Raw genomic sequence first — 9,426 nt, 5'->3', positions numbered from 1 at the left:
CACCCGAGCTCTTCAGCCCCGGTGTTTTTGTCCGTTCCTCGCTGGCAGAGAGAACATTACGCGGACCCCCGACCAGGATGCAAATCGGGGTCGGTTGTCCCCGGTCACACCATCACCGCCCGCCTATCTTAGCTGTTCACCCCGGCTAGATGTCGGGAAAGGAGTGTTCCGGCACCCACCGTGGAGGCAGAATCTGACCCGTGAGGGTGACCGCGGACACAGCGCTGAACGAGTACGCCCCCGCGGTGATGCCCTGGCTGCTGCGCGCACCGGTCCGCAACAACCAGCTGCTGACGCTGCTGCAGTCCCGGATGGACGGCATCGTCGTGCCCGAATCGGACCTGCTCATGCTGCGGGTGCTCACCGGCGGCGGCGCTCTGGCGGGCGTCGCGGTGTGCCCGCCGCCGTTCGCGATGCTGCTGAGCGAGCTGGCCGAGGGAGCCGAGCCGGTGCTGGCCGATCACCTCGTCGCGCACGCGCCTCAGGTGCGGCGGTTCACCGGTCTGCCCGACCAGTCCCGGCGGCTCGCGGCGGAGGTCGCCGCGCGCACCGGCGGCACACCCGCGCTGCTGGCGTCGTACCGCATGTTCGACATCGTGCAGGTGGTCCCGCCGACCCGGGTGGCCGGACGGCCCCGCGAGGCCGCGACCGCGGATCGCGATCTGCTGGTGGAGTGGTCCGCGGCGTTCCAGCGGGAGGCGCTGGCGGATCACCCGCACGCCAACCCGGCCGGCCCGATCGACGGCCGGCTCGCCCTGGGCGGGCTGCTCTGGGTGTGGGAGGCCGGCGGCGAGCCGGTCAGCATGGCGGCGATGACCGCGCCGGCCGCGGGCGTCGTACGCCTCAATCTGGTCTACACCCCGCAGCGCCGGCGTGGGAACGGCTACGCCGGCGCCCTCGTCGCCGCGGTCAGCGCGGCCGTGCTGACCGCGGGACTGCGCCCGACCCTGTTCACCGACCTCGCCAACCCGACCAGCAACAAGATCTACCAGGAGATCGGGTACCGGCCGGTGCAGGACACCGCGATGTGGGAGGCCGGCTAGGCCGACGCGCCGGCCGCGACCGGCTCGCGGTGCGCGATCTCCGCCGCACGCAGTCGGCCCGCGCCCAGCGCGACGATCGCGATCAGGCCCGTCACCAGACCGAACGAGAACGGCAGTGAGGTGGCGTGGGCGATCCCGCCCATCAGCCCCGGCGCGGCCAGGCCGGCGCCGTAGGAGACCGTCGCCACTCCGGCGATGGCGTGCGCGGGATGGTCTCCGGTGTGGCCGGCGGCGCTGAACGCCAGCGGGACCACCACGGCGCAGCCCAGACCGATCATGCCGAACCCGAGCACGCCGACCAGCGGCGCCCATGCCGTGACGACCAGCAATCCCCCGAGGATGCCCACGATCCCGGCCACCCGCACCGTGCCGACCGCACCGAAGCGGCGGACCACCGCGTCGCCCACGAGCCGACCGCCGGCCATGGCCAGGGCGAAGCAGCTGTATGCCACCGCGGCCTGCCCCTCGCCGGCGGCCAGGATCTGACGCAGGTAGACGGCGCACCAGTCGGCGGTGGCCCCCTCGGCGAAGACGGCGCAGAAGCCCACCAGCCCGATGATCAGCACGGGTCCGCGCGGCAGTGAGAAGCGCGGCCCGTCCTCGGAGGCCGGCACCGGCGCGTTCGGCAGCAGCCAGCGCCCGGCGGTGACACCCGCCACGGCGAGCAGCACACCCATCACCCCGAGGTTCACCGGAGCGCTGATGTCCAGGTATGCCGCCCCGGCCCCGATGCCCGAGCCGACCAGGCCGCCGACCGACCACATGCCGTGCAGGCTGGACATGATCGAGCGGCCGAGCCGCTGCTCGACCTCGACGCCTTCGGCGTTCATGGCGATGTCGGAGGTGCCGGCGGTAGCCCCGGCGAGCAGCAGCATGCCCATCAGCGCCCACTGGCTGGGCGCGAGCGCGAGCACACCGACGGCGAGGCTCCAGGCGGCGATGAGGACCCGGGTGGTGGTGCGCCCGCCCCAGCGCTGCACCAGCCGCCCGGCGAACGGCATGGTGCTCAGCGAACCGACCGCGGGCATGATCAGCGCCAGGCCGAGCGAGCCCTCGTTGAGGTGCAGGTTCTCGGCGATCCACGGGATGCGGGCGGCGAAGCTGCCGCTGGCCGCACCGTGCACCGCGAAGACCGTCGCCACCGCCCAGCGGGCCCGCGTCACTACCGAAGTCACAGAGGGACCTTACGTGCCGCATCCACCGGCGACCACAGTCAATTCACCGGCGTCAGCATCGGTCCCGCACACCGGACCGGGTGAGGCAGGACGGCGGGAGGCGCGCCGGGGGCGCGCGCTGCACCCCGGTCGGTCCGCGCCGCGGCCAACGGCTCAGAGCGACGCCAGCACCAGCGCGGTCGCGGCCATGCCCAGTCCGGCGAACTGCACCGGGCGCAGTCGCTCCTTGTTCACCGCGAGGGCCAGCAGCACCGTGCTGGCCGGGTACAGCGAGGCGATCGGGGCGACGATGCTCAGCTGCCCCTGGTTGGCGGCCATCAGATAGAGGCCGTTGGCCGCGATGTCGAGCATGCCCGCCACGGCCGTCAGCGCCAGCACCGGACCGCGCAGCCGCAAAGTGCCGCCCATCGGCCGCAGCAGCAGCAAGCCGACCGGGATCGAGGCGAACCGGGCCGCGGCCAGCGGCCACATGCCGGCGCCCTCCCCCGCCTGTGCCAGCAGCAGGAAGAAGACCCCGAACATGGCCCCGGCGGACAGCGCGAGCCCGATCACCCGCGGGCCGGTCGCGCTCGCGCCCTCGGCGGGGCCGAGGCTGACCAGCGCGATCGCGGCGACGGCGCAGACCGCCCCGATGAGCGAGGCGGCAGCGGGCCGCTCCCCGAGCACCAGGCCGCCGGTCAGCGGCACGAGGGCGGAGGTGACCGCGGTGACGGGGGCCACGACGGCCATCGCGCCGCTCGCCAGCCCCTGGTACAGCAGAACAATCCCGAAAAGTCCGGCAATACCGGCGGCTGCGCCCCATCCCAGCGCCGACACGCCGAGCCGACCCGGGACCAACAGGAGGAAAGCTGCGATCATCGGTATCGCGCACAACTGCGATACCACGGTCACCGAGTAGGAATGCCCACGCACGCTCGCGGCACCCTGAACGGCCTTGCCGCCGCAGAAGTCGGCGGTGCCCCAGACCAGGGCGGACGTGCCCGCAAGCAGGATAGAGATCACGACGAGTTCGTATCACAGTATTGACCGCAAAGGACAGCGTGTTGACCGATACGACGATCGAACGGGCCCGATCCACCGAGCGCGGCGACGGTTCGCACGCTCCCCGGCCCCGGCATCTGCCCCTCGAGGAGATCAACGCCGCGGTGGCGCTGCACGTGCGCGCGCTGCGGGCCGGCCGCGGCTGGTCCCTGGACGAGCTGTCCGGCCGGTCCGGGGTCAGCAAGGGCATGCTGGTCCAGATCGAGGGCAGCCGCACCAATCCCAGCGTCGGCACCCTGGCCCGCATCGCGGACGCCTTCGGCGTCACCGTGGCGCGCCTGCTCCAGCCCGCCGCCGACCGCACCGTGCATCTCAGCGAGATGGACGACGCCCCCGTGCTCTGGCGCGGCGGACGCGGGGGCACGGGACGGCTGCTGCGCGGCCTGAACGACCCGGACTTCGTGGAGCTGTGGGACTGGCGGTTCGCCCCGCAGGAACGCTATGAGGCCGAGGAACTGCTACCCGGCACCCGGTGCATGGTGCACGTGCTGGTCGGGCAGATCGCGGTCACCGTCGACGGCGTCGACCACCTGGTGCACGTCGGGCAGACCCTGGACTTCCGCGCCGACCGGGCGCACACCTACCGCAACGGGCTGGACTCCCCCGCCCGGCTCGTCATGATCGTGGCGATGCCGCCCGGCGACTTCGACCGCCGCCACGGCTCGCTGATCGCCCAGCGCTAGCCGTCACGAAGAAGCGCCGCCCCTCGGTGAGGGACGGCGCTGTTTCGCGTGTTCAGGCGGTCTTCTCCTCGCGGTGGTGACGCGCCCGGCGGCCGGTGCTGAGGTCGCGCCGCGGCACGATGGTCGGGTAGACCTTCTCCAGCACGGTGTCGCGGGTGATCAGCACGCGCTCGGCGTTCGGGTCGCTGGGCACCTCGTACATCACGGAGAGCAGGACCTCTTCCATGATGGCCCGCAGGCCGCGGGCACCGGTGTTGCGCAGCATGGCCTGGTCGGCGATGGCCCCCAGGGCCTCCTCGTCGAAGTCGAGCACGACGTTGTCGAGCTCGAACAGTCGCTGATACTGCTTCACCAGGGCGTTGCGGGGCTCGGTCAGGATCTTGACGAGCGCCTCGCGGTCGAGGCTGCGCACCGTGGTGATGACGGGCAGGCGACCGATGAACTCTGGGATGATGCCGAACTTCAGCATGTCCTCCGGCATGACCTTGGCCAGCACCTCGTCGTTGGTGCGGTCGGAGACCGCCCGCAGGTGCGCGCCGAAGCCCAGGCCCGAGCGCGCGGTGCGCTGCTCGATGATCTGCTCCAGGCCGGCGAACGCGCCGCCGCAGATGAACAGGATGTTGGTGGTGTCGATCTCGACGAAGTCCTGGTGCGGGTGCTTGCGACCGCCCTGCGGGGGCACGTTGGCCCGGGTGCCTTCCAGGATCTTCAGCAGCGCCTGCTGCACGCCCTCGCCGGAGACGTCACGGGTGATCGAGGGGCTGTCGGACTTGCGGGCGATCTTGTCGATCTCGTCGATGTAGACGATGCCGGTCTCGGCGCGCTTGATGTCCCAGTCGGCGGCTTGAATGAGCTTGAGAAGGATGTTCTCGACATCCTCACCCACGTAGCCGGCCTCGGTCAGCGCGGTCGCGTCGGCTATCGCGAACGGCACGTTGAGCATGCGGGCCAGGGTCTGCGCGAGGTGCGTCTTGCCGGTGCCGGTCGGGCCGATGAGCAGGATGTTGCTCTTCGCCACCTCGACTGCCTCACCGCCGCGGGTGTGCGCCGCCTCGGCCTGCAGCCGCTTGTAGTGGTTGTAGACCGCGACGGCCAGCGCCTTCTTGGCGCCGTCCTGGCCCACCACGTATGAGTCGAGGAACTGGCAGATCTCCATCGGCTTGGGCAGCTCTTCCCAGCGGACCTGCTCCTCGCCGGCGAGCTCCTCTTCGATGATCTCGTTGCAGAGGTCGATGCACTCATCGCAGATGTAGACGCCGGGTCCGGCGATGAGCTTCTTCACCTGTCGCTGCGACTTGCCACAGAAGGAGCATTTCAGCAGGTCGCCGCCGTCGATCCGTGCCACCTACGACTCCCCCTGCCCCTGAAGCGGACGAACGCCGTGCCGCACGAGACGGCGCGACATCGGTTCTGCCTTGACGTTACCTGTTGTGAGGCGGTTTGCGGCGTCCCCACCCCGCCAACCGATGAACCAGATTCTGACACGCGACTCCGACACCGCGGTGGTGCCGTCCACCTGTTGGGGTGAACGGCACCGTGCGGTGTTCAGCGAGCGCCCGCCATCATGCTCTTCTTGCGGCTCGTCATCACGGAGTCGACCAGGCCGTAGTCCTGCGCCTCGGCGGCCGTGAGGATCTTGTCGCGGTCGATGTCCTTCTTGACCTGCGCCAGGTCCTTGCCGGAGTGACGCGACAGCATCTCCTCCAGCTGGGTGCGCATGCGCATGATCTCCCGGGCCTGGATCTCGATGTCCGAGCCCTGCCCGTAGCCGCCCTCGGTGGCCGGCTGGTGGATGATGATGCGCGAGTTCGGCAGCGCCAGGCGCTTGCCCGGCGTGCCCGCCGCCAGCAGCACCGCCGCGGCGCTGGCCGCCTGGCCCAGGCACACCGTCTGGATGTCGGGGCGCACGAACTGCATGGTGTCGTAGATCGCGGTCATCGCCGTGAACGAGCCACCGGGCGAGTTGATGTACATGGTGATGTCACGGTCCGGGTCGGCCGCCTCCAGCACCAGCAACTGCGCCATCACGTCGTTGGCGGACGCGTCGTCGACCTGCACACCCAGGAAGATGATGCGGTCCTCGAACATCTTGTTGTACGGGTTGGTCTCCTTCGTCCCGTACGACGTGCGCTCGATGAACGACGGGATGATGTACCGGTTGCTGACCTCGGCGAAGCCCGGCTTCAGGTTTGGAAACATCGTTTAGCTCCTTCAGTTCCCGACCGGCACGGCCTGCGCCGAGGTGATGACGTGGTCGATGAAGCCGTACTCCTTGGCCGCTTCCGCGTTGAACCAGCGGTCGCGGTCGCTGTCCGCCTCGATCTGCGCCACCGGCTGGCCGGTGTGCTGGGCGATCAGGTCGATCATCAGCTTCTTGGTGTAGATCATCTGCTCGGCCTGGATGGCGATGTCGGCCGCGGTGCCGCCGATGCCACCGGAGGCCTGGTGCATCATGATCCGCGCGTGCGGCAGCGCGGACCGCTTGCCCTTGGCACCCGCGCACAGCAGCATCTGCCCCATCGAGGCCGCCATGCCCAGCGCGATCGTCGCCACGTCGTTCTTGATGTACTGCATGGTGTCGTAGATCGCCATGCCGTCGTACACCGAGCCGCCGGGCGAGTTGATGTACAGGTAGATGTCGCGGTCCGGGTCCTCCGCGGAAAGCAGCAGCAGCTGCGCGCAGATCCGGTTGGCGACCTGGGTGTTCACGTCGCTGCCCAGGAAGACGATGCGCTCCTTGAGCAGGCGGTTGTACACAGAATCGTCGAGGCCGCCGGCGATCGGATCGGAACCCCGCGCAGATGGAACGTGCAGCTCGCTCATATCGGCAGCCTTTCTCGTTGTCCTACAGCGACCCTAACCGCTGCCACTGACCGCAGCTTCCCCGAGATCGGCGTGTTCGCTGTCAGCGCACCCCGCCCCGGCATGAACGGCGAAGGACCCGCCCACGGTGGTGAACGGGTCCTTCTCGATCTTCACATCAGTGGTTGTGGCCCTCGTGGTCACCGTGGTCGTGACCCTCGTGGCCGTTGTCCTCGCGCAGCGAGTCCAGGCTCAGCACCTCGCCGTCGGTGTCGGTCATCACGACCCGCTCCATGACCAGCGCCAGCGCCTTGCCCCGGCGCACGTCGCCGTAGACGGCGGCCGCGGCGCCCTGCTGGACCAGGCGGTCGTAGTACACCTGCGGGGCGACACCGGCGCGCTGGGCGCGGTGCACGATCTCGTGACCGTACTCGTCGTCGGAGACCTCGACGTTCTCCGCCTCGGCGATGGTGTCCAGCACGAGCTGGATCTTCACGCCCTCGGCGGCCGCCTCGGCGAGCTCGGTGTCGATCTGCTCCTCGGTCTTCTCCTCGGCGGCGAGGTACTCCTCCAGGCTCGCGCCCATCCGCTCGAGCTGCTCGACCATGGCCGCCTTGCGCTGCTCGACCTCGTCGGAGACGACACCCTCCGGCGCCGGCACGTTGGCCTGCTTCACCAGCTCGGAGAGCGCCTTGTCGCGGGCCGCGTACAGCTGCTCGACCTTCTTCACCCGGGTGATCCGCTCGCGCAGGTCGCCGCGCAGCTCCTCCAGGGTGTCGAACTCGCTGGCCAGGCCGGCGAAGTCGTCGTCGAGCTCGGGGAGCTCCTTCTCCTTGACCGTGCGCACGGTCACCTTCACGTCGGCGTCACGGCCGGCGAACTCGCCGCCCACGAGCTGGCTGGTGAAGGTCGCCTCCTCGCCCGCGGACAGGCCGACGACGGCCTCGTCGAGGCCCTTGAGGAGCTGGCCGGAGCCGACCTCGTGGGAGATGTTGTTGGCGGTGCCGCCCTCGACCTCCGCGCCGTCGACCGTGGCGATCAGGTCGAGCTGCACGTAGTCACCGGTGGCGGCGGCGCGCTCGACCGTCTTCAGGGTCGCGAAGCGCTGGCGCAGGCCGTCGACCTGCTCGTCGATCTCGGCGTCGGCGATGGCCAGCGGCTCGACCTCGACCTTGATGGCGCTCAGCTCGGGCATGGTCAGCTCGGGGCGCACGTCCACCTCGGCGGTGAACTTCAGCGGCTGGCCGTCGGAGAACTCGAGGTTGTCCACGGCCGGGCGGCCCAGCAGCTTGACCTCGTGCTCGCGCACGGCGGCGAAGATCTGCTGCGGGATGGCCTCCTCGATCGCCTCCTGCAGCACCGCGCCACGGCCCACTCGCGCGTCGATGACCTGGGCCGGGATCTTGCCCTTGCGGAAGCCGGGAATGTTCACCTGCGCCGCGATCTCCCGGTACGCCTTCTTCAGGCTCGGCTCGAGCTCTGCGAACGGCACCTCGATGGCGAGCCGCACTCGCGTCGGGCTCAGAGTCTCGACGGTGCTCTTCACTGGCGTACTCCTTGGGATCTTTCGGTCGTTTTGACGGGCCTTCGCACTGTACTGCTCGGCCACGCCGCGTCATGGGGCCGGTCCGACACGCGGACACGGGAGCCCGGTCGAGTGTAGGCGAATACCTGGTGGCCCCCTGGCATCGGGCCGCGGTTCTCGGCGGATGTCACACATCTCGGGCGCGGCACCACCATAATATCCAGCAAAGCAGACAAACTGGGCGGGTTGTCCGGGGGAGGAGACCGCCGTGCCACCGATCGATGCGTCAGCCCTGCTGGCCACCCTGCTCGCCGACGTCGGCGGCCCGCTGATGGGCCTGGCCGCCGCCGCGCACACGGCTCCGCTCGCCGGGTCGCTGCCCGCCTCGGCCGCACCGGCCGGCGGCCAGGAACTGGCCCTCGCGGGCGCGGCGTTCTTCGCGGTGCTCACCGTGGCGCTGACGGCATGGCTGCACAAGAAGATCAGGCCGGAGCGGCTCACCCCGGCCAACGCGCATCTGATCCACACCGACGGGCCCACGCAGCCCGGTGGAGCCCCATCCGCCTGATCGAACAAAGCCCCACCGGGGGTCCGGGCCACCGCCGTGCCGTCCCCGCCCCGACTGCGGGCGCCGATCCAGGAGCGTCACACCGGCTCGGACGAACGAACCCCGGCGCACTCCTGGACCGGCGAGCGAGGTGGCGAATCGTCTCCCCGTCCCTGACTCCACCGTAGATGGCAGACGGGTCGGCAGGGGGGCAAATGCCGAAAATCATTCATAACAGGACACGGTTATATGGGTGTGCGACCAGGTGCGAAGACCGCATACACTTCCGGGGACGCCGGTCACCCGGCGCCAACGGGGTGTAGCGCAGCTTGGTAGCGCACTCGCTTTGGGAGCGAGGGGCCGTCGGTTCGAATCCGGCCACCCCGACCAGCCACGGTCCGGCACGTCGACCTCGCCGACGGGCCGTGCTGACAGGCCGCTAAACTAGGGGCCGCGCGGGCGTAGCTCAATGGTAGAGCTTCAGTCTTCCAAACTGACTACGCGAGTTCGATTCTCGTCGCCCGCTCCAAAGAGAAAGGCCCAGGTCACTGGCGGATTCGCCGGGCCTGGGCCTTCTTCGTGTACGAGACCACTTAGGCCCCGTGCCAGC

The 9,426-nt window shown here is 69.9% G+C and carries 9 protein-coding genes and 2 tRNA genes; 5 read left to right on the top strand and 6 right to left on the bottom strand.

The window, feature by feature from the left end:
- Positions 1 to 200: 200 nt before the first annotated feature.
- Positions 201 to 1,043 (top strand): GNAT family N-acetyltransferase, encoded by an 843-nt coding sequence (locus HAV39_RS41800; RefSeq protein ID WP_191844619.1) that lies wholly within the window; start codon positions 201 to 203, stop codon positions 1,041 to 1,043.
- On the opposite strand, the gene HAV39_RS41795 is transcribed toward HAV39_RS41800, so the two are convergent.
- Together HAV39_RS41795 and HAV39_RS41790 are read right to left on the bottom strand one after the other, a co-directional pair.
- Entirely contained in the window at positions 1,040 to 2,218 is a 1,179-nt protein-coding gene (locus HAV39_RS41795) for an MFS transporter (RefSeq protein WP_191844618.1), read from the bottom strand. The genes HAV39_RS41800 and HAV39_RS41795 overlap by 4 nt on opposite strands.
- 153 nt (positions 2,219 to 2,371) lie before the next feature.
- Positions 2,372 to 3,220: a DMT family transporter gene (locus tag HAV39_RS41790; RefSeq protein ID WP_191844617.1), complete on the bottom strand. Its 849-nt coding sequence runs from the start codon at positions 3,218 to 3,220 to the stop codon at positions 2,372 to 2,374.
- 41 nt (positions 3,221 to 3,261) lie between these two features.
- Here HAV39_RS41790 and HAV39_RS41785 point away from each other — a divergent pair, with 41 nt between their 5' ends.
- Positions 3,262 to 3,942 carry a helix-turn-helix domain-containing protein gene (locus HAV39_RS41785; RefSeq protein ID WP_239121083.1) on the top strand — a complete coding sequence of 227 codons (681 nt, stop codon included), beginning with the start codon at positions 3,262 to 3,264 and terminating at the stop codon, positions 3,940 to 3,942.
- Positions 3,943 to 3,994: 52 nt separating this feature from the next.
- Here the strand turns inward: HAV39_RS41785 and clpX are convergent, their stop codons facing one another.
- The 4 genes from clpX to tig all read right to left on the bottom strand — a co-directional run bounded on the left by clpX (position 3,995) and on the right by tig (position 8,290).
- Positions 3,995 to 5,287, bottom strand: coding sequence for an ATP-dependent Clp protease ATP-binding subunit ClpX (gene clpX / locus HAV39_RS41780; RefSeq protein WP_120316544.1), 1,293 nt, complete (start codon positions 5,285 to 5,287; stop codon positions 3,995 to 3,997).
- Between the two features lie 200 nt (positions 5,288 to 5,487).
- Positions 5,488 to 6,141, bottom strand: a complete 654-nt coding sequence (locus HAV39_RS41775) for an ATP-dependent Clp protease proteolytic subunit (protein WP_191844616.1) — start codon at positions 6,139 to 6,141, stop codon at positions 5,488 to 5,490.
- 12 nt (positions 6,142 to 6,153) lie between these two features.
- Entirely contained in the window at positions 6,154 to 6,765 is a 612-nt protein-coding gene (locus HAV39_RS41770) for an ATP-dependent Clp protease proteolytic subunit (protein WP_120316546.1), read from the bottom strand.
- 157 nt (positions 6,766 to 6,922) lie between these two features.
- Positions 6,923 to 8,290: a trigger factor gene (gene tig / locus HAV39_RS41765; RefSeq protein WP_191844615.1), complete on the bottom strand. Its 1,368-nt coding sequence runs from the start codon at positions 8,288 to 8,290 to the stop codon at positions 6,923 to 6,925.
- 247 nt (positions 8,291 to 8,537) lie between these two features.
- Here tig and HAV39_RS41760 point away from each other — a divergent pair, with 247 nt between their 5' ends.
- The 3 genes from HAV39_RS41760 (at position 8,538) to HAV39_RS41750 (ending at position 9,345) form a co-directional block, all read left to right on the top strand.
- Complete coding sequence (locus HAV39_RS41760; protein ID WP_191844614.1) at positions 8,538 to 8,837, top strand: hypothetical protein; 300 nt, start codon at positions 8,538 to 8,540, stop codon at positions 8,835 to 8,837.
- A gap of 292 nt (positions 8,838 to 9,129) precedes the next feature.
- Positions 9,130 to 9,206: transfer RNA gene (locus tag HAV39_RS41755), tRNA-Pro, on the top strand.
- A gap of 65 nt (positions 9,207 to 9,271) precedes the next feature.
- Positions 9,272 to 9,345: transfer RNA gene (locus HAV39_RS41750), tRNA-Gly, on the top strand.
- Positions 9,346 to 9,426: the final 81 nt, after the last annotated feature.

The sequence above is a fragment of the Catellatospora chokoriensis genome, assembly GCF_011297315.1.
GTDB lineage: Bacteria > Actinomycetota > Actinomycetes > Mycobacteriales > Micromonosporaceae > Catellatospora > Catellatospora citrea.
The sequence above is the reverse complement of the archived record's forward strand: the minus strand, read 5'-3'. Positions and strand labels throughout refer to the sequence as shown.